Here is a 23,467-nt window from a genome sequence, read left to right as displayed (position 1 = left end):
GAGCTACGAGGCGGGGTGCCACGTGTAGTTCACACCGTTTGGCTCGCCAGACCTCGCGATCACGAGCTGCAGCCCGTTGCTGTTCGCGTAGCTTGCGAGCTGGGCGGTGGTGTAGCCCTGCAGGTTGCTGAAGGTGAGGGCAACAGTCATGGTCCGCTGCGCGCTGATGCTCGTGCCGCTGTTGGCTTGAAGGGTGACGGTCGCATTGCCAATGGTCGGCGTTGCGTCGTAGGGCGGGTCGGTGAGCGAGCAGTCGAGCATGTTCGTGCCGCTGGGATTCATAGTGAACGTGTCGCCGCCGAGGTTGAGGCCGTAGTCCTTCGCCCAGACGCAGAATGACTGGCCGGTGCCCTGCAGAGTGTAGGTAAGGGTGGATGCGCCGGTCGCGGTCGCATTCCGGCTGGTAAAGCCGTCGTTTCCCGCGAAGACTGCGCCGGCGCTGGAGTCGCTGGTCGGCTGGCAGTCGCCGACAGCGTTGTACGGCGGGCCGAGGGTCGGGGGTGTCAGCCCGGCGTCGTATGCGGACGCGGGGATTGTGTTGGTGAAGATTGTCGACGTCTGGTTTGACGCCCAGAATGTGGTGCCGGTGGTGGAGAGCACGCCGGCAACCCAGCCTTTGCTGTCCACGTTCACCTTGATGGTGTCCCCAGGGGTTGGGGTGAAGCCGATGCTCTCCTTGTCGAGGGTGACGCCACTACTCGGGTCGGTGTCACCAGAGATGGAGCCACTAGCGGTTACGGACCACGCCAGATACGTGCCGGCATTCGTCTGAGCGGCGGCTTCCGCCGTGGCGACTCTACTCAAGTCACCTTTCGCATTGAGGTTTCTGCCGTTGCTGATCATGCCGGCGACGGCGAAGCTTCCACCGACGAGGAGGATCAAGGAGACCGCGATCGCCGCGATGACGAGAATCGGGTCCGTGGCTGCTTCGTCGGAACGGAGGCGAGCGAATCGGCGAAGGAACATGCGCAAGGCACCTTTCAGAACGGCACCAGTTCCTATGCGGCGAAAGCGAGCAGGAGGTACTGCGCCGGCTGGTGCCGATGGGCCGAACGGGCCAATTCCCCCGGGATCCAAGCGCCCGACCAGGAACATGCTTGACACGCGGACGAACGCGCAGCAGACTCCACGCAATTCGTCAAATTCGACGACATTTCAGCAAGGGGGAAACATGATCCGTAAGAATTTTCGGCGCCCGCTGGCCGTGGCTGGCGCGGTGTCCGCAGCGCTCACGATCGGGCTCTTCGCCGCGTCACCCGCAATGGCTGCGACCGCGTCCATGGCTCCCGGGAACGCCACGCTCGCTTCCGGTCAGTCTCGCGCGATCGGCGCCGCGTGGGGCGACAAGGCGCCGTACTCCGTGACGTTCCACTGTCACGTCACGGGCTGTTCGGACTTCGTCAGTAGTTCGACGAGCACCTCGAGCCTCGGTCGGACGGTGGGAGTGGCGACCTGCACCGGCCTGGTGGCAACGCACACCCTCAGCGTCACCGACGCGACCCACGGGGGCGCTTCCGCGAGTGAGACGACGACGTGGACCAAGGGCAAGGCCTGCTGAGGTCCCCGCTGTGAGCAACCCGCTCCGCCGCTGGTGGCGATCACGTACCGATGTGGTCGCCACCTTCGCGGTGGCTTTCACTCTCATCGCGGTGAATGCTCTCGCCGCTCAGGCGAACGTGCATATAGCGGGAAGCCTCAACGCGAATTGGCGTGGCGCGTACGACATCCTCGTGACTGCGCCAGGTCAGGACTTCGGCGGCAGCAAGACAGCTGGCCTCGTCGATTCGAACTTCGTATCCGACGCTGGCACGGGTGGCATCAGCTTGACGCAGCTGCACACCATCCGCGGTATCGCGAACGTCGAGGTCGCGGCGCCGATCGGAATGGTGGGTACTCTCCGCGACCTGTCGCTGACCCCGTCGCTGTACATCCCGGACAACCCCGAGACGAAAGCCTCAGTGCTGACCAGCAGCCCCGAACTCCTCCGCCTTACAACCACCCTCAGCCGCAACGACCGTGGTGCGACGCAAGTCCTGTCCCGAACCAACGGTGTCGTCGCCCTACAGCCACGCGAAGGCTCTGCGACCGCGCTGATCACGAGCGGCACTGACACGTCCATGTCGTACCCCTCCGGCTTCGGCGCTCAGACAGACGATTACTCCTTCCAGGTGCCACTCGGCGAGCTTCCCGCGTTCCCCGCTTCCGTCATCGCGATCGACCCGGCCGCGGAAACAAAGCTCTGGAAAGGTCGCGCCAACTACCTCTCGCCATTGCAGGACGCGTCCGCGTCGCGGAGCGCGAAAACCGACGCAGCGGGCTGGGCCTCCCAGGTTGACAAGCGCAAATTCCTTGTCCAGGAGAGCAACCTGGCAGCTGTCGCAAGCGACCCGGAGGAGCAGAACGACACCGTCGTGCCGCTCGTCGTGAACAGATCAACCCGGGCAAATCTCTCCGTCCGCGTCAGCATCGAGAAAGCACCACTGACCGGCGCGCTACCCACCGAGGGCTCCCAGGTCCAAGCTGCTGCGAGTACCGCAACCTGGCAGCCGGTTGGAGCTGTCTCCTCCGACGCCTCTGGAGTCACCCGTCCCTTCGCCAGCCCGTCATTGTCGCTGCAGTGGCCAGGCACCAAGAAGCCTGCGGGCGAGTCCGGAGGGGTGTTCTACTCGCAAGCCACGTCCTTGACGCCCACGCTGATCGGCCGACCCGACTATTCCGTCAACAAGTCCACAGGTGACAAGGTTCCGTCATTCACCGTGCTGCCTAAGGGTGTTACCGGCCCAGACGGAGCAGCCCTGGGTGGCGGATTCGCGGCCACCAGCGGAGCAGATCCCACTGCTGGCAAGACTCGCGCCTACCGGTCTACATCCACGCCCGGAGGCACCGGCTTCGGTGCGGCCCTTCCCGCCCCCATCGGAACCTTCACGTCATCAGAAGCTGCTGACACCGGAACCAAGGACGCTTCCTACGTTCCCTCGGGTATCGGTGGCGGTGAAGAGCCGACCGTCGCTTCCCCGGCCGCCGGCGCTCCAGTGACCGCGGACTCGCCAGTCGAACAGAGCCTGTCGAACCTGTCGTTTCTGAACAGCTCGCCGGGGGCGTTCACTGACCTGCAAGGCGGCGCCACGCTCCGGGGCAGCACCCCCATCGACGCTGTTCGTATCCGCGTCGCAGGAGTTCACGGCTACTCCGAAGCGTCGCGAGACCGCATCGCCGGCGTAGCACAGCAGATAGCAAAACTCGGGCTTACATCCACCGTCGTGGCTGGGTCATCCCTGCAGCCGGTCAGTGTGTACGTGCCGAAGTACTTCGTCGACGCATCTGCCGCGCACGACCTCGGCCGTGTGAACGAGGAGTGGACAACCCTCGGCGCAAGTGTGACCGTCTCCAACGCGTTCACCGCATCCACAGCCGCGTTGTCCGTCGTCGCCGCGGTAGCGGTCGCTTTCGCCCTCGTCATCACCCAGCTGCTCACCGCTCGGAGGCGTCGCGCAGAAGCCGCCATTCTGCGCACCGTCGGCTGGACGAACGCAACCATCCGCCGGCGAATCTTCGTCAGCTACCTCCCGGGCCCAGCTGTGGTCGCGGTGGCGGCCGCTGGAAGCCTCATCATCGCCGCGCACACCCTCGGCCTCATCGCATGGGCACTGTCCGGCGCGCTCGTCCTCGCGTCGTTCGCCGCCGCGGTCCTCGGAGCGCAACGCTCGATTGCGTCCGCGCAGCCGCACCCTCGAACCAGGCGTCGACGTCAACCAGCGAGTGAACGAGACCTCGCGTTCCGTCACCTGTCCGCGACGCCGGGCAGTACCGCCGCGCAAGCCATCGGCGTGTTCCTGTTCATCCTCGCCACCGCTACCGGCATTGAATCGCTAGCGGAAACCCGGTCCGCAGCAGGCGCAACCCGACTTGCGGACGTCGTCTTCAAAGCCGGAGCAGCGCCGCTGATGCTCCTCATCGCGGCCGCAGCCGTCGGATCGCTGCTGCTGTGTCTGCTCGGCCGGCGAAGCGAGCAGGTTCGACGGCAAGCCGAACAGTCGGTGCTCAGAGCGTCCGGATTCACCGCAGGTCAGCGAGCCCGGATCCGGCAATGGGAAGTACTGACCATCGCGGTCACCGCCAGCTGCGCGGGGACCATCCTGGTGCTGGCCGGAACCACCGCACTGCACATGCACCTCACTGCAGCGATAGGCGCGATCGCCGCAGCAGCACTCGCCACCGCCCTTCTCACCGCAGCTGCTCGGAAGGAAACGTAGATGCGACACCAGCACACATTGACGCTGCGCTCGATCCAGATTTCATTCCTGGACCAAGCCCGCTCCGCCACCGTCGATGTCGTTCACAACCTGTCTGTTGAAGCACGCGGAGGGTCCATGCTCTGCGTCGCCGGGCGGAGCGGTTCAGGAAAGACCAGCATTCTCCGCGTCGCTGCCGGACTCCGCACCCCCACCAGCGGTGATGTGGCCTGGGACGGGGAGCCACTCGGCGAACTCGACAGCGACACCCTCGCAACGCGCCGACGAACCACCGTCGGCTACCTCGACCAGGGATCCCTGCTCGTCGAGGACCTCACCGCTCTCGAGAACGTCCTCATCCCAATCCTCCCCGACGGCAGGAAAGCCGTCCGCGAGTACGAACAGCACGCACAGCAGCTCCTGACCCTGTTCGGCCTCGCCGATCGGATGACCCACCTCCCCGCAGCTCTATCCGGAGGAGAACGGCAACGAGTGGCATTGGCCAGAGCGATGGTGAAGTCCCCCGGAATCCTCATCGCAGACGAACCAACAGCCAGCTTGGACAGGTTCTGGGCAGACGAAGTCATCGGCGCGCTCCGCGAGTTCGTCAAAGCCGGCGGACTCGTCCTCGTCGCAAGTCACGACACCGCCGTCATGGACGCATCCGACGACGTGCTCTCCCTCGACACCGCCACCGCCACCGCCAACGTCTGACCAAGACCGTACCGGCGGCACTCGCCCTCCACCTAGGAGTGGGACGACGCCACCGGGGTCAGCAATGCAATGAGCGCGTCCGCGTGCTCCGCCGGCAGAGCGGCCTTCAGCGCTTCGTACAGGGAGCGCCACGACACGGTCCGCCACAGCGGCATCGCGCCACGCTGATTCTCGAGCGCCTTCTCGAACATATTCGTCTTGTCTGGGTACCGGACCGCGTCTCGCTCGGTGATAGCACCGCGAACACGGGTGAGGGGTGCCCCTACCTGGTCATCGAGGGACAGCCAGAGGAACTTGACGCCTGTTCCGTTCGCCTCGGCGACCAGGCGCGGGTGCGTGCAGCCCCTCACGTAGCAGACGACCTGGTTCGAGTAAGCATGCTCGGGGTTCCAGCAGTAGCCGATGCGCCCGTTGCAAGGTGCGTAGAACTTCGCCTCGATCGCGATGACGGGCTCACCTACGTCGTCAATGACGACAAGGTCGATATTCCGCCGCTCCGACTGTCCGACGTTCGACGCTCGACGAAAATCGGAGCCTTCGATAAGCCGAAGCTCCGGACGGTAAGCCACACCGGCTGCATCGCAGAACACCCGGATCACTGCCTCCTGCGCTGCGCCGTCGAGCATCGACAGCAGTCGAGTGACGTCCGCTTCAAGCCACTTCGCGACTGTTCCACCCAGCCGCGCTTCCGCGCGCCGACGAAACAGCGGTAGCGCCAGGACCCATGGCTTGTATAGCATCCTCTCAAAGGTCAGGCCACCCATTCGAGGTTCACTGATCATCGTCATCGGAACATCCTTTCGTCGCGGCAATCATGGGCCCTCGACTGACCTCCACGTGCAGAAATTGGGTTTTCCACCTGAGCGTTGCCTGCTAGTCTGGGGCCCTCGCTTCCGGACCGAAGAAACGCCTGCGGCTCAGGAGCCGCAGGCGTTTCATCAGCAGTTCGAGAACTTCAATCCTCGTCGTCGAAGTCGAAGTCCCAGTCGCTGTCCTCGGTGGCCTCGGCCTTTCCGATGACATACGACGATCCGGAGCCGGAGAAGAAGTCGTGGTTCTCCCCGCCCGTCGGGTCGAGGGCGGAGCGGATCGCGGGGTCGAAGTCGCAGATGTCGTCCGGGAACAGCGGGTCGTAGCCGAGGTTCATCAACGCCTTGTTGGCGTTGTAGTGCATGAACTTCTTGACGTCCTCGGTCCAGCCGACTCCGTCGTAGAGGTCGGCGGCGTACTTGACCTCGTTGTCGTAGAGGTCCATGAGAAGCGTGTACGCGTAGTCCTTCAGCTCCTCCTGACGCTCGGGCGTCTCGTTCTTGAGGGCGCGCTGGAACCAGTAGCCGATGGCGACGCCGTGGACGGATTCGTCGCGGACGATGAGGCGGACGAGGTCGGCGGTGTTGGTCAGCTTCGCGCGCGAGGACCAGTGGAACGGCAGGTAGAAGCCGGAGTAGAACAGGAACGACTCGAGCAGGGTCGAGGCGATCTTCTTCTTCAGCGGGTCGTCGCCGTGGTACCGCGCGAGGACGATGGCGGCCTTCTTCTGCAGGTACGGGTTCTCCTCGGACCAGCGGAACGCTTCGTCGACCTCCTTCGTGGAGCAGAGGGTGGAGAACACCGACGAGTACGAGCGGGCGTGGATGGATTCCATGAACGCGATGTTCGTCAGGACTGCCTCCTCGTGCTGGGTGAGGGCGTCCGGGATCATGGACACGGCGCCGACGGTGCCTTGGATGGTGTCGAGGAGGGTGAGGCCGGTGAACACCCGCATGGTGAGCTGCTGCTCCTCTGGGGTGAGGGTCGCCCACGACTGGACGTCGTTGGACAGCGGCACCTTCTCCGGGGTCCAGAACTGCTCGACGAGCTTGTTCCAGAGCTTGAGGTCGTAGTCGTCGTCGAGCTTGTTCCAGTTGATGGGGCGGGCCAGCAGGTTCTTCTGCTCGGTGGTCATCGTGCTGCTTTCGTGAAGGAGTCTGGGGGTGAGGAAGGGGCGCCTGCTCTATGCAGGCGCCCCTTGGTGACCTGGGGTGGTCAGAGCTGGCAGCTGACGCAGCCTTCCGCTTCGGTGCCTTCGAGGGCGGTCTGCCGGATGCGGATGTAGTAGATGGACTTGATGCCCTTCCGGAACGCGTAGATCTGCGCCTTGTTGACGTCGCGGGTCGTGGCGGTGTCCTTGAAGAACAGGGTCAGGGACAGGCCCTGGTCCACGTGCTGGGTGGCTGCGGCGTACGTGTCGATGATCTTCTCCGGGCCGACCTCGTACGCGTCCTGGAAGAACTCCTGGTTGTCGTCGGTGAGGTGCGGGGCGGCGAAGTAGACCCGGCCGAGCTTGCCTTCCTTGCGGATCTCGATCTTCGACGCGATGGGGTGGATGGAGGACGTCGAGTTGTTGATGTAGGAGATGGACCCGGTCGGTGGGACGGCCTGGAGGTTCTGGTTGTAGAGGCCGTGCTTCTGGATGGCGCGCTTGAGCTTCTTCCAGTCCTCCTGCGTGGGGATGTCGATGCCGGCGTTGGCGAACAGGTGGGTGACCTTCTGCGTCGCTGGCTTCCACTCCTGGTCGATGTACTTGTCGAAGAACTCCCCCGACGCGTACTTGGAGTCCTCGAATCCGACGAACGACTCCCCCTGCTCCTTCGCGATCTTGTTCGACGCGGTGAGGGCGTGGAACAGGACCGAGTAGAAGTAGATGTTCGTGAAGTCGATGCCTTCCTCGGAGCCGTAGTGGATGTGCTCGCGGCCGAGGTAGCCGGCGAGGTTCATCTGCCCGAGGCCGATGGCGTGGGACTGGTCGTTGCCGTTCTCGATGGACGGCACTGCGGAGATGTGCGACTGCCGGGAGACGGCGGTGAGACCGCGGATGGCGGTTTCGACGGTCTTGCCGAGGTTCCCTCCGTCCATGGTGAGGGCGATGTTCAGCGACCCGAGGTTGCAGGAGATGTCCTTGCCGACGGTGTCGTAGTTGAGGTTGTCGGCGAACGTGGACGGGGTGTTGACCTGCAGGATCTCGGAGCAGAGGTTCGACATGTTGATGCGCCCCTTGATGGGGTTGGCCTTGTTCACCGTGTCCTCGAACACGATGTACGGGTAGCCGGATTCGAACTGCAGCTCGGCGATGGTCTGGAAGAACACGCGGGCGCTGATCTTCGTCTTCTTGATGCGGGGGTCGTCGACCATCTCGTGGTACTTCTCGGAGATGGAGATGTCGCCGAACGGGATGCCGTAGACGCGCTCGACGTCGTACGGGGAGAACAGGTACATGTCCTCGTTCTTCGCGGCGAGCTTGAACGTGATGTCGGGGACGACGACGCCGAGGGAGAGGGTCTTGATGCGGATCTTCTCGTCGGCGTTCTCACGCTTGGTGTCGAGGAACCGCATGATGTCGGGGTGGTGGGCGGAGAGGTACACCGCGCCGGCGCCCTGACGTGCTCCGAGCTGGTTGGCGTAGGAGAAGGAGTCCTCGAGGAGCTTCATCACGGGGATGATGCCGCTGGACTGGTTCTCGATGTGCTTGATGGGGGCGCCGGACTCGCGGAGGTTCGACAGGTTCAGGGCGACCCCGCCGCCGCGCTTGGACAGCTGCAGGGCGGAGTTGATGCCGCGGCTGATGGACTCCATGTTGTCCTCGACGCGGAGGAGGAAGCAGGAGACGAGCTCGCCTCGCTGCGCCTTGCCGGCGTTGAGGAACGTGGGGGTTGCCGGCTGGAAGCGGCCGGAGATCATCTCGTCGACGAGGTTGCGGGCGAGTTTCTCGTCGCCGGCGGCGAGGGCGATCGCCGTCATGACGATGCGGTCCTCGAACCGTTCGAGGTAGGTCTTCCCGTCGAACGACTTCAGCGTGTACGACGTGTAGTACTTGAACGCTCCGAGGAACGACTGGAAGCGGAACTTCGCGGCGTACGCCTGCTTGGTGAGGTCCTTGATGAACGCGAAGTCGTACTGGTCCAGGACGGCCTTGTCGTAGTACTGGTTCTCGATGAGGTAGTCGATGCGCTCCTCGAGGGAGTGGAAGTACTGCGTGTTCCGGTTGACGTGCTGCAGGAAGTACTGCCGGGCGGCCTGCTTGTCGGCGTCGAACTGGATCTTCCCGTCGGCGCCGTAGAGGTTCAGCAGGGCGTTCAGGGAGTGGTAGTCCTGCGTGTGCACGCCGGGGATCTCGGTGGTGGTGATGGTCACGGTGTCGGTGTCTCCTGGTTCCAGAATGTGGTGAGTCCGTCCCGGACTCGGTCGTGGTCGTGTGGGGTGCCGGCGATTTCGAACCGGTAGAGCAGGGGGACTCGGCACTTCTCGGCGATTTGGTGTCCTGCGGCGCAGAACTCGGTGCCGAAGTTGGCGTTCCCCGACGCGATGACTCCGCGGAGGAGGTCGCGGTTGCTGCGCTGGTTCAGGAACCGGGCAACCTGCGACGGGACTTTCCGTTCCTCGCGGGCCCCGTAGGTGGGGACGATGAGGACGTACGGTTCCGTGGCGGTCAACGGCTCGGCTCCGGCGTGGACTGGAATGCGGTCCGCTGGGAGGCCGAGCCGTTGGATGAAGCGGTGGGTGTTCTCTGAGGCGTTCGAGAAGTAGACGAGGTTGGCCATTAGGCCGCGACGAGCGGTGCTCGCAGCGTGGCGAGCTTGTTCGGGTTGAACCCGGACCAGTGGTCGTCGTCGGTGACGACGACGGGGGCCTGCTTGTAGCCGAGGCCGACGATGAAGTCGAGGGCTTCCGCGTCGACGGTGACGTCGATGAGGTCGTACTCGATGCCCTTGTTGTCGAGGTCGCGCTTGGTTGCGGTGCACTGCACGCAGGAGGGCTTGGTGTAGACGGTGATGGCCATGGTCTTCTTTCTGGGGTCGGGCGTCACCGGCGGTCGGGCCGAAGGCGCTGCATTGGGGTGGTGAGGTGGTAACGGAGGTGTGTGCGGGCGGGACAACCACGACACGCCGCGGTGCGGGCGACAGCGGCGGCCGCGGCCCCTTCGTCAGACCCGAGTGGCGGGCGTGCTGAAGGGGATGCGGCGGATTCCTCAGACGGCGACGGGCGCTGCGATGGGGTCGTGGTGGCGGTAGTCGACGATGTCGAAGTCCTCGAACTGGTAGTCGAAGATGGACTCCGGCTTCCGGTTGATGACGAGCTTCGGCAGCGGGTACGGCTCGCGGGAGAGCTGCGTGGTGACCTGCTCGACGTGGTTGTCGTAGACGTGGGTGTCACCGCCGGTCCAGATGAAGTCGCCAACCTCGAGTCCGGTCTGCTGGGCGACCATGTGGGTCAGCAGCGCGTAGGACGCGATGTTGAACGGCACACCGAGGAACATGTCCGCGGACCGCTGGTACAGCTGGCAGGAGAGCTTCCCGTCGGCGACGTAGAACTGGAACAGGGCGTGGCAGGGCGGCAGCGCCATGTTGCTGATCTCGGCGACGTTCCACGCGGAGACGATGTGGCGGCGGGAGTCGGGGTTGGCCTTGATGTCGTCGACGACCTGACGGATCTGGTCGATGTGACCGCCGTCCGGTGTCGGCCAGGAACGCCACTGCACGCCGTAGACCGGACCGAGCTCACCGTTCTCATCCGCCCACTCGTTCCAGATGCGGACACCGCGTTCCTGCAGCCAGCGGACGTTGGAGTCGCCGCGGAGGAACCACAGCAGCTCGAGCGCGACCGCCTTGAAGTGCACCTTCTTCGTGGTGATGAGTGGGAAGCCCTTGGACAGGTCGTACCGGATCTGCCGGCCGAACACGCTGCGCGTTCCGGTTCCGGTGCGGTCCGACTTGTGGGTTCCGTGGTCGAAGACGTCGCGGAGGAGGTCCTCGTACGGTGCTGTGCTGGTCAAGGTGGTGGTGCTCCCGCAGATGCTTCCGGCAGCGTTCTGGTGGGCTCCTGACGCCCGAATCGTGCCGACTGTGTTCCTCTATGCGGCGGCCGCAGCGGCGGTGGGAGCAGCGGGCTTGCGGCCGAACGCGGACACCCATTCCTCGTTCGCGATGACCTTCCGGGCGCCGCTGATGCCGCCCTTGGCGCGTCCAGCATGCAGGAGGACGGCGTCGTCGGTGAGGGGCCGTCCTTCGGAGACGAACACGATGTGGTTCCGGTGGGTGAGGTCTCCGGCGAGCGCCGCCGCGTCGAGAGTGTGGCCGTACGCGGTGGTGCCGTCGTACGGCGGGTCGATGTAGACGACGGAGTCGGATGGGATCGGCGCTGTCTGCGCGTCCGCGCAAGCGCCGTGGACGCCCCGCATCGCGGCGACGACGTCGAGGACCCGTCGGCGCAGCGTGTCCGGCATCGGCATCATGGGGTTCACCGGTGAGCGGCGGGAGGACGTCGCTGTCGGCATCCAGTACGACCGGAACGTGGTGTTCTTCCACTTGCCGTCCGCGGTCCACAGCGCTTTCGCGCCGAACGTGCCGGCCTGGAGGATGGGGAACACCTCCGCTGCGTCATCTGCGACCGGTTCACGGGAGAGGGTGAGGAGCGCCTGCTGGATGAGGCCGGGGTCCTTCGGCAGGTCGTCGAGGCGTTCCTCGAACCGGTCCGTGTCGAACGTGCCGTCGCCGACCTTTTGCCAGAACCGGCCCCACGGTCCGGCGTCCACCATGGTGATGTCCTCGGGCGCGAACCCGCGGTTCAGCATCTCGATGCTGACCGCGCCGGACCCGCAGCACAGTTCGACGAACGGCTGCCCGGTCGGCCACCACAGGTCGACCACCTGCGCGGCGAGGCGCTGCTTCCCGCCCTGGTACGACAGCGGGACAGTGATACGCGGGGTGGGCATGAAGCCTCCGGGAGGACGCGGGGACGTCCAATCCGGGGAAGCCCGGGAACGCGCCGACCCCGCCTCCTATGCGGTGGCGGGGTCGGCAGCTGCGGTGTGGCAGCCGGTCAGGCGGCGAGGGCTGCGCGGTGGTGCCGGATCCGGTTCAGCATCGGCAGGACCGTGTCCTGCCAGTTCGCCCACCCGTTCAGTCGCGGGAGGACCGTGTCGAAACGGTTGTGCGGCTGGGTGAACAGCAGCTGCTGCCACTCCGGGGTGAGCGCTCCGGTGACACCGGACCGGTCGTCGATGAGGAGGTCACCGCGGACGAAGGTCTTGTCTTTCGAGATGATGGCGCGGTTGGCGAAGAACTTGCCGCCGAGCTCCTCGAGCATGGTCAGCTTCTGCGACGCGCACGTCGGGTTCGTCGCCCACGGTGCGGTGCACACGCGAACGTCGATTCCGAGGTCGAGCATCTCGTGGACCGCCTCGAACGCCCCGGGGATCGGCTTGAGGGAGCCGTACAGGTCGGGGTGGTTCATCGCCGCCATCAGCCGCTGCTTGTGGTCCTCGGACTCACCGCCGAACAGGTCGAACGACTCCCGCTCGGCGGGGGTCTTGATGGGGTGGCCCGGGTTGTCGAGGATGAAGCGCTCGTACAGGCCGGCGCCGAAGTCCACGAGCACGTCGTCCATGTCCACGAGCACGGTCGGAGTTGCGAAGGTCATGCCGCCTCTATGCGCGGACGCATCGGGCGGCGGGTCGGGTCCGTCCGGTGCGCAGTGCGCTGATGCTGTGAGGGATGCTAGGTTTTGGGTGCGTTGGAAGCCCGGCGCGTTGGCCCCGCTCGTTGATGAGCGCCCGCACCAAGGACAACCCGATGCCCTTCCCGCGCCACCTTCCCCTCCGCCGCGTCCTCATCGCCGCAGCCGTCACTGCAACAGTCCTCGCCGCCGCTGCGACCGCAGCGCCCACCATGGCGGTTGCGGACCCAATCACCCCGACCAGCACAGCGAGCCCGTCGCCGGAGCAGCCTTCCCTGACCGTGGAGGTCGTCGGAACACCCACCGCCGACAGGCGGGTCAGGTTCGTTCTCACGGTGACGCCCGCGCCAACTGACTCCGCCTCCACGGGCGTCACCCTCCAAATCGATCACGAGCAGACCTATTACGGAGGCAACGCCGGGTCCGCCGCCGGTGTGATCAACACGGACATCCCGGCCCAAGAAGCCGGTCAGCACACGGTTCAAGCGTCCGTGTCCTACGGACCGAACATCACCCTCAGCAGCCCTGTTGTGACGTTCACCGTTGGTCCGCCACTGGCTCACATCCGCACAACCACCACGGTCGTTCCGCCGGCGAACCCCATCGGCAACGTGCCGCAGCAGTACCAGGTGACCGTCACTCCCGCTCCCACAGACGGCCTGGAGGTCTCCATCGTCCTCGACGACGGGTCCACCGACCCTGGCCTCGGGAACGGGCTGCTCAAGAACGGAAAGGCGACCATCACCGCGACGGTTCTTCCCGGCCAGCACCGCCTATTCGTTGAGTTCTACGGCGACGACACCTACGAGCCGTCCGGTCTCGCGTTGGACCGCTTCTGGGCGGTCAACACCGCTACCGCGTCCGAAACCAGCCCTTCGACCACGCCGACTGCGGCTCCGACCCGTACCGCATCCACGACCATCCCGTCCGCAGCGCCGACAGCCGCCCGCTCCACCGGACAGCTAGCCTTCACCGGCACTTCGGCACTCCCGGAACTCCTCATGGGACTGCTGCTCACCGTCGCAGGCGCCAGCGTGCGGATGGCGCGCCGGCGCCGGATCTCCCGACACCGGGCGTAGCGCCTCCGGCTCGCTCGAGCAGGTCGTCACGGTGCGGTGACGACGATGAGGACGGTGCCGTTGTTGTCCTTGCCGGTGCCGGTGTGGGCGGCGGAGAGGTTCAGGTACGGGTGGTTGCCGTACAGGATGTCGTGGGCGCCGGCGGGGGCCGCGGTGTCGTTGACGTGGCCGCGGAGGGTGTTGTATTCGATGCCTGCTGCGCCACCGAGGAGGACCGCGGGGTGGCCGCAGACGGTGGTGACGGTGAAGGCTCCGGTGTGGTCGTAGTCGTGGACGTGGTCCTTGACGTACTGCTCGACGCAGCTGTCCTGCTTGACGGGGAGGATCCCGGTGAGGTTGCGGGTGCCGGTGGCGTCCGCGGCGAGCTGTTCACCGACCGCGGCGGAGTCCATGGTTGTTGGAGAGGTTACGGTGCCACCGCCGGAGGGGACGGGGCCGACGCTGGCGACCTGGGACTGTGAGACGGCCTTGTTGTGGATGGCGGTCGGAGCGTAGGTCTGCTTGGTGCCGGTGGGAACGTGCACCGGGACGGTTGACGTCCACGGCTTCTGGTCTGCGCTGCTCGGGCCGGTGTGGTTCTGGGAGGAGCCGAGCGTGGGTGCGTTCTGCTGCTGCTGGGCCGGCTGAGGGGCTGCGGTCGGCTGCGGTGTCGCTGTGCGCTTCGGGGCGGCGGACGGGGATGCCGTCGCGGTGTGCGGGGCGTGAATGACGTTCGTGGTGGATGTGTCCGCGGTGGTGTCGTGCTTGCCGTTCAGTGCGGTGAGGACGACGACTGTCGCGGCGATGACGGCTGCGGCCGCGGCGAGGGCGACCCACCCGGAGAGGGTGGGTCGCCCGAACACGGCGCCGATCTTGCGGAGGAGGTTCACGCTGAGCGCTTTCATTACGGATTGACGGTCAGCGTGTCGTCACCGCTGATGCTGCTCTGCTTGAGCCCCCACGGGGTCTGGCACGAGTACCAGGACTGCGAGTAGGTGACGTCCTGCGGGGTGCCGGGCCCCTGCCAGAAGTCCTGGTAGCCCCACTCGTGCTCGAACGGTCCGCGCAGGTTGGCCGGTTGGCCGGGCCATCCGAGGGACCGGAAGTGGGTGTTCACCACGTCCGCGCCGCTGGGGCAGTACGCGTCGTAGGTGACCACGAGCCAGGAGCCACACGCTGCTGCGGAGGTGGTGCAGGAGGAGCTCTGCGTGACGTGAGTGTCCTGGGCGTTGCCGTTGTAGCCGCCGGTGTTGTACGAGGCCCATTTCGGCGCGTGTGGGGTGTTCATCCCGGTGACCCAGTCGAACTCAGCGTTCTTCGTTGCGGAGGATGCGCGGGTGCTGTTGATGACGCATTCGGTGTAGACGTGGATGCCGTAGTAGTAGCCCTGCAGCGCGTACGGCGGCGCCCATGCGTCGCTGTTCAGGCCCTTCTTGTATCCGCTGGTGTTGTGCACGGTGTTGCTGACGGAGCCGTCGGCCTGTCCGGTGCGGTCCTCCGACCATTCCGTGTACAGCGTCGTGCCCGTCGGGCAAGTGGTGTTGTACCCCCAGGAGAGGTGCTCCTTGGACGGTGCAACCTGCGTCTCGACCCGCTTGAAGTTCGCTGCGGTCGGGATGGTCGGCCATGCGCGACTGATGGACGCGGTCGCCGTCCCGGACTCCCCGTTGACGGTGGCCGTCAGCACGTAGGTGTCCTTCACCCCGTAGGTGCCGTAGGCGGGGTGCACCACGTTGGCGGTGAGCGCCTGCGTTGCGGGGACAGTGCCGGACGTCCCGTCGTCTCCAGTCCACGTGTTGGTGAACGCGGTGGGCAATGATGAAACGGCGTTCCAGGTGAGCACGTGGGTGGAGAACGGCTTGCTCTCCGCCACCTTCAGGGTCGGGTTCGGAACACCCTGCGTGAACGGGGCGCTTTCCGTCGTCGCTTGCCCGTTCGCGGCGCACGTGGCGCTGATGCTGACGGTGCCCTGCGCGCCGTTCTTCACGTTCGCGAGTTCGAACTTGTTCGCCGCGCCCGTGAGGACCTTCGTGGTCACGTTGGACGCTGGTGGAACACCCGACGGCGTGGCGGTGGTGAAGGAGGTCGTCACCGTCGTTGAGGTCGCGTCCGGGCACTGTGCGCCGGTGAAGGTGACGGTGATCCCTTCGTGGGCGCCGGCGTACACGGCGCCCGTGGTGGTGGATCGGGCGACGTCCACGATGGTGATTGCGCTGGGCTTCGGGGTGGTGTCCGGGACGTACCGGAGCGATCCGGGGCTTGTTGCTGCCTGCCGGGCGTTGACGATCTTCGCGTATCCGGTGAGGACGGCGTTCTTCGCGAACGCGGTCAGGTTCGACCGGTTCGACGCCAGGGACAGGTCCACCTTGTACGGACGCGGGTCGGCCCAGTCGTCGTCGGAGACGCCGGATGGCTGCGTCGCGGACGAGTTCAGGGTGACTGTGCCGTCGGTGCTGAACGTCTCGGAGCGGCCGCCGATGTTCGTGTACTTCAGGGACACTGCGCCAAGGTCGGGGACCTTCTCAGCGCCGGTGGCGACCGGTGCGAGGCTGACGGTGGTGACAGCGTCGCATGCCTGCGGCACGGTGGAGCGGTCCTCCCGCAGCGCCAGGGCGCCGGACGCGTCCGCGTATCCGTGCCAGAGGTCGATGGCGCAGCTGCCGCCGGTGTTCGTCAGAAGCGCGACAGCCTGGTCGCCGTACCCGATGACGCGGTCGGCGGAGTGCACTGCCTTCGCCAATTGCAGGTCCGAGGTCTGGAAGGCGCTGCTGGACTCCGTGGAGTTCGCTGTCATCGCGGAGAACAGGGTGACCCCGCCGATGATGGATGCAAGCGTGGTTGTGATGACCACCTTCACCACGGTGGAGACCATCAGCTCCGCAACGGAGGTGGTGATACCGGCACGGTCGACGAGAACGTCTCGCGCCCGTTGAGTCCAGTTCAGCATTCCTTCTTCACCTGCCATTCGTCAGTCGCAGACCATGTGTGCGGCTGCATAGCTGCACATGCGGCGAAGGGGGCGTCGGGCGGCCGCACACATGCCGGCTATGACCATCGACTCCAATGGACGCGCTCACGCGCCAGAAGGCACTCCCGCCGGCGGTCGGTTCACCGCGACGCGTCGGGCCGAAAGCGACACGTCACTCGACGTCGCGGCTCCGCACTTCGGTGGCACCGGGTATTCGGTGCACCAGTGGCGCCTCGCCGACCAGCTCGAGCACATCAAGCGGGACTACCGCGCAGGCCTCCTCGCTCTCGACGACACCGCCGACGGGCTCATGGACTGGTACGTCACCCGGATCACCGACGACAGCCACCTCGCCCGTGGCGTTCCCGGGAAGGTTCGCGTCGCGGACGCGCGGACATGGCTGGCCATTGCCGACGCGGACACCTCTGACCGCGGTCAGGAGTTCGCGTCCGGGTTCCGGGACGGCGTCATCGCTCTAATGAGCAGCAAGCTTGAGGACCCGTCGGACGGGAACGCCACTCGCGACGAGCTCGCCGAAGCGGCACTCACCGCAGCGGTGACGAAGAGGGCGAGCGCGCCGGACCGCGCAGCCTGGGCCGAACGCGTGCAATGGAGCGCGACTGCCGGGGGCCAGCGCGGTTACCTTGTCGCTGCGGCGGTCCTCGCCGGGGAGGACACAACGTGGGGCTTCCGTGACCACATCAACGAGACGATTCACGGCCGCGCCGACTGGTGACCGCATGCTAGAAGCCGCCCGCGAGGAAGTTCCGCGCGGGCGGCTTCTGGTGTCGCTAGTTCCAGGCGGGGGTGCCGAATCCGTCTGGTGCCGGCATCCGCAGGGGCACGCCGGTGGTGGTTGTGGATGTGGACGGCCACACGCCGTGATTCCCTGGTGTCGGGCCGATGGCCCACAGCGCGTGGTCGCTGTCCCGGGTGACGGTGGCGTTGGAGTCGGCACTGCCGATGACGTCGTTGAAGTCGCTGTCGGGGAGGATCACCGTCGGCGTGTGTTCGCTTCCGGCGCTGCCGATGCCGAGCGCTCCCCCGGTGCCGTCTCCCCACGCTTCGAGTTGTCCGTTGGCGTTGACCGCGAACGCTCGCCCGTTTCCGCCGGTGACGTCGGTGTATGTCTCGTTGGAGGTGACGCGGACCGGAGCGGTCCGGTTCGTCGTCGAGCCGTCCCCGAGCTGGCCGGAGGTGTTCAACCCCCACGTCCAGAGGTGACCGGCGGTGTCGATGGCGTATCCGGCGTTCGCGCCGGCGGCGATGTGGGTGAAGGTGCCGGAGATTCCGGCGGCCGCGGCGCTGGCGACGGGGGTGGTGGTGCCGGTGCCGAGTTGACCGTCGGTGTTCGCGCCCCACGACCAGAGGGCCAGGCTCGTGCTCACCGCGTAGGTGCTGGCGCCGGAGGTTGCGACCGCGTCGAACTTTGTGCCGGTCGCGATCTGCTCCGGAGCGTTCTGGTTGCTGGTGCTGCCGTCGCCGAGTCGGCTGTTCGCGTCGCTGCCCCAGGCCCAGAGGGCGTGGTTGATGTCGATGCCGAAGGTGCTGCCCTCGTCGGAGGAGATCTGGAGGAAGTGGTGACCGGCGATCAGGGTTGGCGAGCACACCGGGCTCGTGATGCCAAGGCCGAGGGACCCGTCGGTGTTCGCGCCCCACGCGTACACGTCGCCGAGGCTGTCTAGCGCGAACTCGTTGTCGCCATCGCCGACGACGGTGACGAACGTCGTGGCCCCGCTGTCGAGCTTCACGGGTGCGGCGAGTGTGCTGCTGTCGCCTGTGCCTGCTTGGCACTGGTCGTTCGGGCCCCACACCCACAGGGCTCCGTTGGCGTCAACGCCCGCTCGAGCGGTGACGGAGTTCCACGAGTTGACGGAGTCGGGGCCAGCCTGCGATGCGGCGGGGACAGCCTTGATGGAGGACTGCGCCACACCCCAGATTCGGTAGGGGTTGGTTTCGTTGGTGTCCACCCATGTCGGGTTCCCGGCCGCGTCGATGTCGGACACGTGGGTTGCTTCCGTGGCCTGCAGGGTGACCGTGCGGGTCAGGGTCATCGAGTGGTACGGCGCGGAGGCGATGATGGTGAGGTTTCGCGCGTCCGCGCCGGTGGAGGTGTCCGCGGTGACGATGGTGCACACGCTCGGGGCGGCGCTGCACTCCTGCGCTTGGCTGGGTACTGGCGGTGCGGACAAGTTCGAGTTCAGGGCTGCGGCGTACTCCTGAGCGCGGCCGACGACGGCGGAGGTGAGATCTTTGGTCGCTTTGACCGCCCCCGCCTCGTAGGCGAAGTTCACGACAGCGAATCCCATGCCGAGGAGCATCATCACGCCGGCGATGCCGATGATGAATACGTCGATGAATCCGCGGTCGGAGCGGATGGTGGAAACGATTCGCCGGAGCATCAGGAGACTCCCTTGTAGACGAAAACGGTGTCCACGACGTTCGGGTCGTCGGCGGCAACAAGGGTGACCGGGGCGGTGGACGCGGTCACGAACGTCCCGAAGTAGTTGTGCATGGACCCGTCGGTGGGGATGCTGGCAAGGGTGGTAGTGCCCTGCTTGAAGCGGAGCACCCCTGATGGATTTCCGAACCCGTCGCTGGCCTTCACCAGGTACCGCCAGGTGGTGGAAGCGGCGGTGCCCGGCGCGAACGTCGCGATAACACCTTCCTGCGGGATCGCATCGCCCGTGGCGACGCTTGCGTTCACGTTGCCTGTGGCGTCCTTGCCGCTGGGGTCCTTCCGAACGACCGGTGTCGGCATCTCCTGGGAGATGGTGAGCGCCTGAAAGTCGCTGGCAACCACACAGTTCGGGTCATCCTTCGCGGTGGCGACCAGGCAGCTGCGCGGGTCTGTGACGGTGCCGGAACGCGGCATCGACGCGTGGTAGGTGACGCCGGTGATGGAGGGAACCGCCCACAGGGCGGCCTGGTCGTTCGAGGTTGCGTGCGAGGGCAGGTCCACGGTTTGGATTTTCGGGGCGGCGGTGGTGCCCCAGGTGGCGGAATCGTCCTGCTCGCCGACGAGGGAGGACACGGCGTTCTGCCGCTCCGCCGTGGCGGTGGTCTCTGACACCAGCCGGACATTGTTGACGGCGCCGTACGCGAGGGTGCTGCCGAGGACGCAGACGATGACCGTGCCGGCAATCGCTTCCGCGATGGAGCCGCGTTCATCAGCGAGGGCAGCGCGGAGCCGCTTCATAACGGTGCGAGCAGACACGCTTCCTCCTGTCTGGTCCTGAAAGTGGAGGATGTGAGGCGCTGAGCTTCCTCGGCGCCTCACATCAGGGTCATGGGACGGTGGGGCAGGTTGCGCCGGCTGGGTCGGTCGGCTTCGAGGACTTGACATCCGTGGAACCCTCGGTCACCCAGAACCCGTTGCCGCCGTGGTCGGACTTGATGACGGCGCAGTATCCGTCACCGCCACTGCTGACGTTGATGACGATCTTCCCCTTGCCACTGACGAGGGTGGAGTTCGTCTTGTCGCCGTTGGCGGCGGTGCCGGAGGTCGTCAGCTGCGTGAGCGTGCCGAACGCGTTGTTCTGCGCGTAGTACAGCTGCTCGGCGGACTGCACGGTGGACAGCTGTGACTGAGCGTTGTTGTCCTGCGTCCACGGAACGATCCAGACCACGCTGACGACCACGGCCGCAATGATGGCGATCGAGATTGAGACGGCAACGATGATGTTCGGGATGGACAACTCGATTCCATCCTTGCGGCGGAGCGTGGTGCTGTACGCCGCCCGCATACCGTCGATGCGGTCGCGCAGCGGGAACTTCTGGCTGTGCATGGTTCTCCTCGTTGTGAGCGGGTGACCTGTCGGACTCCCCTGTGGAACCGGGCCGTCAGGCGTCGGCCGCGCAGAGCGCGACCGTGCATGGGGACATGCGGCGAAAGCGGCGGGTCAGAACGCGGCTGCCAGAGAACTGGCAGCGAGGAAGCACAACGCCATCGCTGGCAGGTGCGGAAGCCCGGCAGGGAGCCGGAACGTGCGAGCTCCGACGGAGAACACGCCCTGCAACGCGATGGTGGTGACGAGCCACCAGCAGGCCAACATCGGGTGCACCGCGCCGAGGATGAACGCCGGGACGGGCGCGAACTTCACGTCCCCGCCGCCAATCCACCCGTGGACACCGAGCTCGAGGTAGAGCAGGAACACGATCGCAGCGCACAATGCTCCGTTCAGCGCCTGCTGCCCGGTCAGTCCTGCGTGCAACGAGGCGAGGAGGACTCCGCCGCCGGCGGCTGCGCTGAAGGTGTTGGGGATCCACTGCACGGCGACGTCGATGACTGCCGCGGCGACGACGAACAGCAGCGCCACGTGCAGCGGCACTGTGCACCACTGCACGAGCGCGGCCACTACTTCGAGACCATGCCCATCATCTGCGGCGCGAACGAGGTCACCGGGATGGCGACGGCGAGGATGACCACCGCGGCGATGCAGAGCACCATCATCTCCGTGATCGGTCCAACGCGGTCAGCGAACGAGTTCAGCCGCCGACGGGCCTTCTTGTGGAACGTCTTCGACAGGTCGGCCATCACGTTGATGCGTTCACGAGGGGACGGAGACACCTCGATGCGGTTCTTGAAGTTCCACGGAAGCAACGGCGTGTCAGCGACATCCGCGAACACCGCATTACCGAGCTTCTGAGCGCCTATGTGGTTGTTGATGTGCGCCTGCAGCGCTTCGTTGCCGCATGCGCGACCGCCGATTTCGAGGGCGTCCACCTCGGGGATACCGGACGCCAGGCAGACGGAGACGACGTCGGAGAACCGGGCGGCGGCTTGCATCTGGTTGATCGGTCCGATGAGGGGCGCCTGGATCGCCATCTTGTCCTTCCAGATGCGGACCGCTTCCACCTTCCGGCCGAAGCCGTACCAGTACACGAACCACAACGCGATGAGGGCGAGGGCGACGACGAACACCCACTTGATGTCCCCGCCGACGGCGATCATCACCAGCGTCGCCTTCGGGGTCTTCGACCCGATGCTGCCGAACACGCCGGCGACCGTTGGCAGCAGCCACTGCGCTGCGACAATGACGAACGCGATGACGATGCCGAACATGAACATCGGCTTGAACAGCGCTGCCTTAATCTGCGCCCGAACGTCCGAGGACTCCACGATGAGTTCCGCGCACCGCTTCAGGTTCCGGTGTAGGTCACGAGGGGTGGATGCGGCGCCGATGAGCTCCCGGACGACGCGAGGGAACGTGTCCGTCTGAGCGCTCAACGCCGCCTTGATGGTCTCGCCGCGGGCGATGAGGTCAGCGGCACGCTGGTATGCCTTCCCGACGTTGAACTTCGCGTACTGCTCGGCGAGTGTCCGCAGTGCGCGATCCTCCGCATCGCCTGCTTCGAGCATCGACGCGAGGTCCTCGAGCGTTTCCGCGATGTCGTCCGGGCGGGACTTTTTCGCGACGACGGTGAACATCGGCTGCTTCTCGCCGGCGCCGAGCTTCAGCTTCGCGTCGTCGTTCGCACGAACCAGCGAGTCCGCGTCGACCTTGTCCTTCTTCGACTTCTTGCTGCCGATGGTGATGGTGCGCTTCTTCTTACCCACCTGTTGGGCGCCGTCATCGCCGAGGTCGGGGCTGCCCGGAAGGTCGCTGTCTGCGGGCTTGTCGTCCTCGAAGATGCTGAAGAAGTCGTCGCTCATGCTGGCTCCACTGGTCGGAGGCGGCGCATGTCGGATGACTGGGGCGCGCCGGTACGGCTACGTCCATGCGGCGAAACGAGGGCGCTCCGTTGCCGGCCCGCGGCGAAGAGTCAGCTACCGGCTTCGCTTGCCGCGGCTGCGGTCCTCTTCGCGGAGTTCCGCCGCAGCGAGCAGGTCATCGACGGTGCGCGAGTCGTTGGAATTGGCACGCGCCGCGTCTGCGGAGATATCGCCGTTGCGGACGAGCTTGACCAGCGAGTGTTCCATCGCGACCATCTGCTCCTGCCGGCCGTTGCCGAGCAGGTACTGCGACACGAGCTGCATGTCGCCGACACGGTCGCCGTTGCCGAGGATGAGCTGGCTGAACTGGCGAGTGTTGAACGCGATCTCCTGCGCCATGACGAGGCCCCCGCCCTGCTTCGGCAGCAGCTTCTGCACGCTAATGGCACGGAGGGTCTGCGACAGCTGCGTGCGGACGAGGGGCTGCTCGTCGGGGGTGAACATCGAGATGAACGTGTCGATGGCTTCCGCGGTGGACCCGGCGTGCATGGTGGAGATGACGAGGTGGCCGGACGCGGCGGCGAGGAGCGCGGCCGACGCGGTCTGCGCGTTCAAAATCTCCCCCACGACGATGATGCGAGGGTGGCTTCGCTTGGCGTTCTCGATGGCGGACGAGAACGACTCGACGTGCATGCCCACCTCACGCTGCGTGACAAGGGACTTCCCGGCCGGGTACACGTACTCGATCGGTGCTTCCACCGTGTAGATGTGGGTCTCCCAGTTCTGAGCGACCTCGTTGACCAGCGCGGCGATGCTGGTGGACTTCCCCGACCCGGTCTGCCCGACGAACAGCAGCAGCCCGTCGGGCCGTTCGATCACCTTCGCGAGGGAGCTCGGGATGCCCAGCGACGCCACCGACGGGATGTCGCGGGAGATGAGTCGGATGGTCATGGATGTGCCCCACAGGTCGCTGCGAACAGCGACACGTCCGCGGTACGCGCTCGGGGGCTTGGGGACACCATCCTCGTGGTACTGCTGGCCGAGAAGCATGTTCGCGTCGAAGGACGCGTCCAGCTGGCCGTGTGCTTTCACCTGCTTCATCCCGCCAGGGGAGATCGCTTCCACGACCGCTTCGATGACCCCAGGCGGCAGCATGTTCATGTTCGGCACCTGCTGCGTCTTCTTGTCCTGGACGAAGAACACCCCGCGGGTGGGAGTGAGGTGAACGTCGGACGCTCCGAGTTCGCCGTAGTAGTCCACGAGGGAGGCGACGAACGGGATCGGTTCGAAAGGCATGGCTGTCCTGAGGGTCGAGGCGGTGGTTCACCTCGGCTTCATGCGGCGAAGC

General features: G+C 65.9%; 22 protein-coding genes. 5 read left to right on the top strand and 17 right to left on the bottom strand.

Annotation, left to right across the window (positions count from 1 at the left end; translation table 11 throughout):
• Positions 1–3: 3 nt before the first annotated feature.
• The gene (locus DEI94_RS16225; RefSeq protein WP_111025453.1) at positions 4–966 is read right to left on the bottom strand and encodes a hypothetical protein; all 963 of its coding nucleotides are present in this window, start codon (positions 964–966) and stop codon (positions 4–6) included.
• A gap of 205 nt (positions 967–1,171) precedes the next feature.
• On the opposite strand from DEI94_RS16225, the gene DEI94_RS16220 reads away from it, so the two are divergent.
• From DEI94_RS16220 to DEI94_RS16210, 3 genes are read left to right on the top strand one after another with little or no spacing between them, the layout of a single operon-like run.
• Entirely contained in the window at positions 1,172–1,558 is a 387-nt protein-coding gene (locus DEI94_RS16220; protein WP_146249391.1) for a hypothetical protein, read from the top strand.
• A 10-nt stretch (positions 1,559–1,568) separates the two neighbouring features.
• A complete protein-coding gene (locus tag DEI94_RS16215; RefSeq protein WP_146249390.1) occupies positions 1,569–4,253 on the top strand; it encodes a hypothetical protein in 2,685 nt (894 codons plus the stop codon).
• Positions 4,254–4,946, top strand: a complete 693-nt coding sequence (locus DEI94_RS16210) for an ABC transporter ATP-binding protein (RefSeq protein WP_111025449.1) — start codon at positions 4,254–4,256, stop codon at positions 4,944–4,946.
• A 32-nt stretch (positions 4,947–4,978) separates the two neighbouring features.
• Here the strand turns inward: DEI94_RS16210 and DEI94_RS16205 are convergent, their stop codons facing one another.
• From DEI94_RS16205 to DEI94_RS16170, 8 genes are all read right to left on the bottom strand, one after another.
• Entirely contained in the window at positions 4,979–5,734 is a 756-nt protein-coding gene (locus DEI94_RS16205) for a hypothetical protein (protein ID WP_111025448.1), read from the bottom strand.
• 167 nt (positions 5,735–5,901) lie between these two features.
• The gene (nrdF, locus tag DEI94_RS16200) at positions 5,902–6,891 is read right to left on the bottom strand and encodes a class 1b ribonucleoside-diphosphate reductase subunit beta (protein ID WP_111025447.1); all 990 of its coding nucleotides are present in this window, start codon (positions 6,889–6,891) and stop codon (positions 5,902–5,904) included.
• Between the two features lie 80 nt (positions 6,892–6,971).
• A complete protein-coding gene (gene nrdE, locus DEI94_RS16195; RefSeq protein ID WP_258377916.1) occupies positions 6,972–9,116 on the bottom strand; it encodes a class 1b ribonucleoside-diphosphate reductase subunit alpha in 2,145 nt (714 codons plus the stop codon).
• Positions 9,113–9,523: a class Ib ribonucleoside-diphosphate reductase assembly flavoprotein NrdI gene (gene nrdI / locus DEI94_RS16190; RefSeq protein WP_111025446.1), complete on the bottom strand. Its 411-nt coding sequence runs from the start codon at positions 9,521–9,523 to the stop codon at positions 9,113–9,115. Before nrdI ends, nrdE begins: the two co-directional genes overlap by 4 nt.
• Complete coding sequence (gene nrdH, locus DEI94_RS16185) at positions 9,523–9,762, bottom strand: glutaredoxin-like protein NrdH (RefSeq protein ID WP_111025445.1); 240 nt, start codon at positions 9,760–9,762, stop codon at positions 9,523–9,525. The genes nrdI and nrdH overlap by 1 nt, the downstream gene beginning before the upstream one ends.
• A 189-nt stretch (positions 9,763–9,951) precedes the next feature.
• On the bottom strand, positions 9,952–10,755 hold the full coding sequence (locus tag DEI94_RS16180) for a thymidylate synthase (protein ID WP_111025444.1): 804 nt from the start codon (positions 10,753–10,755) through the stop codon (positions 9,952–9,954).
• Between the two features lie 78 nt (positions 10,756–10,833).
• A complete protein-coding gene (locus DEI94_RS16175) occupies positions 10,834–11,694 on the bottom strand; it encodes a hypothetical protein (RefSeq protein WP_111025443.1) in 861 nt (286 codons plus the stop codon).
• 107 nt (positions 11,695–11,801) lie between these two features.
• Positions 11,802–12,401 carry a 5' nucleotidase, NT5C type gene (locus DEI94_RS16170; RefSeq protein ID WP_111025442.1) on the bottom strand — a complete coding sequence of 200 codons (600 nt, stop codon included), beginning with the start codon at positions 12,399–12,401 and terminating at the stop codon, positions 11,802–11,804.
• 152 nt (positions 12,402–12,553) lie between these two features.
• On the opposite strand from DEI94_RS16170, the gene DEI94_RS16165 reads away from it, so the two are divergent.
• Complete coding sequence (locus DEI94_RS16165) at positions 12,554–13,516, top strand: hypothetical protein (protein WP_111025441.1); 963 nt, start codon at positions 12,554–12,556, stop codon at positions 13,514–13,516.
• A gap of 26 nt (positions 13,517–13,542) precedes the next feature.
• Here the strand turns inward: DEI94_RS16165 and DEI94_RS16160 are convergent, their stop codons facing one another.
• A complete protein-coding gene (locus DEI94_RS16160) occupies positions 13,543–14,400 on the bottom strand; it encodes a hypothetical protein (RefSeq protein ID WP_111025440.1) in 858 nt (285 codons plus the stop codon).
• Complete coding sequence (locus tag DEI94_RS16155; protein WP_146249389.1) at positions 14,400–16,346, bottom strand: hypothetical protein; 1,947 nt, start codon at positions 16,344–16,346, stop codon at positions 14,400–14,402. Before DEI94_RS16155 ends, DEI94_RS16160 begins: the two co-directional genes overlap by 1 nt.
• Positions 16,347–16,542: 196 nt before the next feature.
• On the opposite strand from DEI94_RS16155, the gene DEI94_RS16150 reads away from it, so the two are divergent.
• Positions 16,543–17,199 carry a hypothetical protein gene (locus DEI94_RS16150; protein WP_146249388.1) on the top strand — a complete coding sequence of 219 codons (657 nt, stop codon included), beginning with the start codon at positions 16,543–16,545 and terminating at the stop codon, positions 17,197–17,199.
• 55 nt (positions 17,200–17,254) lie between these two features.
• On the opposite strand, the gene DEI94_RS16145 is transcribed toward DEI94_RS16150, so the two are convergent.
• The 6 genes from DEI94_RS16145 to DEI94_RS16120 form a co-directional block, all read right to left on the bottom strand.
• Positions 17,255–18,865: an RCC1 domain-containing protein gene (locus DEI94_RS16145; RefSeq protein ID WP_111025434.1), complete on the bottom strand. Its 1,611-nt coding sequence runs from the start codon at positions 18,863–18,865 to the stop codon at positions 17,255–17,257.
• A complete protein-coding gene (locus tag DEI94_RS16140) occupies positions 18,865–19,680 on the bottom strand; it encodes a hypothetical protein (protein ID WP_146249387.1) in 816 nt (271 codons plus the stop codon). Before DEI94_RS16140 ends, DEI94_RS16145 begins: the two co-directional genes overlap by 1 nt.
• Positions 19,681–19,750: 70 nt before the next feature.
• On the bottom strand, positions 19,751–20,251 hold the full coding sequence (locus tag DEI94_RS16135; protein WP_111025430.1) for a hypothetical protein: 501 nt from the start codon (positions 20,249–20,251) through the stop codon (positions 19,751–19,753).
• A 114-nt stretch (positions 20,252–20,365) separates the two neighbouring features.
• Positions 20,366–20,821: a prepilin peptidase gene (locus DEI94_RS16130; RefSeq protein ID WP_284183761.1), complete on the bottom strand. Its 456-nt coding sequence runs from the start codon at positions 20,819–20,821 to the stop codon at positions 20,366–20,368.
• Positions 20,821–22,119 (bottom strand): type II secretion system F family protein, encoded by a 1,299-nt coding sequence (locus tag DEI94_RS16125; protein WP_111025426.1) that lies wholly within the window; start codon positions 22,117–22,119, stop codon positions 20,821–20,823. The genes DEI94_RS16130 and DEI94_RS16125 overlap by 1 nt, the downstream gene beginning before the upstream one ends.
• Before the next feature lie 114 nt (positions 22,120–22,233).
• Complete coding sequence (locus DEI94_RS16120; protein ID WP_111025424.1) at positions 22,234–23,415, bottom strand: type IV pilus twitching motility protein PilT; 1,182 nt, start codon at positions 23,413–23,415, stop codon at positions 22,234–22,236.
• Positions 23,416–23,467 lie beyond the last annotated feature (52 nt).

The sequence above is a fragment of the Curtobacterium sp. MCBD17_040 genome (assembly GCF_003234805.2).
Lineage (GTDB): Bacteria > Actinomycetota > Actinomycetes > Actinomycetales > Microbacteriaceae > Curtobacterium.
This window is presented reverse-complemented; position numbering and strand designations above follow the sequence as displayed.

Bases quoted from the DNA above. Each gene is read 5' to 3' on its own strand.
- DEI94_RS16220 (WP_146249391.1), top strand. From the start codon at position 1,172: ATGATCCGTAAGAATTTTCGGCGCCCGCTGGCCGTGGCTGGCGCGGTG.
- nrdH (WP_111025445.1), bottom strand. From the start codon at position 9,762: ATGGCCATCACCGTCTACACCAAGCCCTCCTGCGTGCAGTGCACCGCA.
- DEI94_RS16205 (WP_111025448.1), bottom strand. From the start codon at position 5,734: ATGACGATGATCAGTGAACCTCGAATGGGTGGCCTGACCTTTGAGAGG.
- DEI94_RS16150 (WP_146249388.1), top strand. From the start codon at position 16,543: ATGACCATCGACTCCAATGGACGCGCTCACGCGCCAGAAGGCACTCCC.
- DEI94_RS16145 (WP_111025434.1), bottom strand. From the start codon at position 18,865: ATGCTCCGGCGAATCGTTTCCACCATCCGCTCCGACCGCGGATTCATC.
- DEI94_RS16125 (WP_111025426.1), bottom strand. From the start codon at position 22,119: ATGAGCGACGACTTCTTCAGCATCTTCGAGGACGACAAGCCCGCAGAC.
- DEI94_RS16160 (WP_111025440.1), bottom strand. From the start codon at position 14,400: ATGAAAGCGCTCAGCGTGAACCTCCTCCGCAAGATCGGCGCCGTGTTC.
- DEI94_RS16170 (WP_111025442.1), bottom strand. From the start codon at position 12,401: ATGACCTTCGCAACTCCGACCGTGCTCGTGGACATGGACGACGTGCTC.
- nrdI (WP_111025446.1), bottom strand. From the start codon at position 9,523: ATGGCCAACCTCGTCTACTTCTCGAACGCCTCAGAGAACACCCACCGC.
- DEI94_RS16225 (WP_111025453.1), bottom strand. From the start codon at position 966: ATGTTCCTTCGCCGATTCGCTCGCCTCCGTTCCGACGAAGCAGCCACG.
- DEI94_RS16135 (WP_111025430.1), bottom strand. From the start codon at position 20,251: ATGCACAGCCAGAAGTTCCCGCTGCGCGACCGCATCGACGGTATGCGG.
- DEI94_RS16120 (WP_111025424.1), bottom strand. From the start codon at position 23,415: ATGCCTTTCGAACCGATCCCGTTCGTCGCCTCCCTCGTGGACTACTAC.
- DEI94_RS16175 (WP_111025443.1), bottom strand. From the start codon at position 11,694: ATGCCCACCCCGCGTATCACTGTCCCGCTGTCGTACCAGGGCGGGAAG.
- nrdF (WP_111025447.1), bottom strand. From the start codon at position 6,891: ATGACCACCGAGCAGAAGAACCTGCTGGCCCGCCCCATCAACTGGAAC.
- DEI94_RS16165 (WP_111025441.1), top strand. From the start codon at position 12,554: ATGCCCTTCCCGCGCCACCTTCCCCTCCGCCGCGTCCTCATCGCCGCA.
- DEI94_RS16210 (WP_111025449.1), top strand. From the start codon at position 4,254: ATGCGACACCAGCACACATTGACGCTGCGCTCGATCCAGATTTCATTC.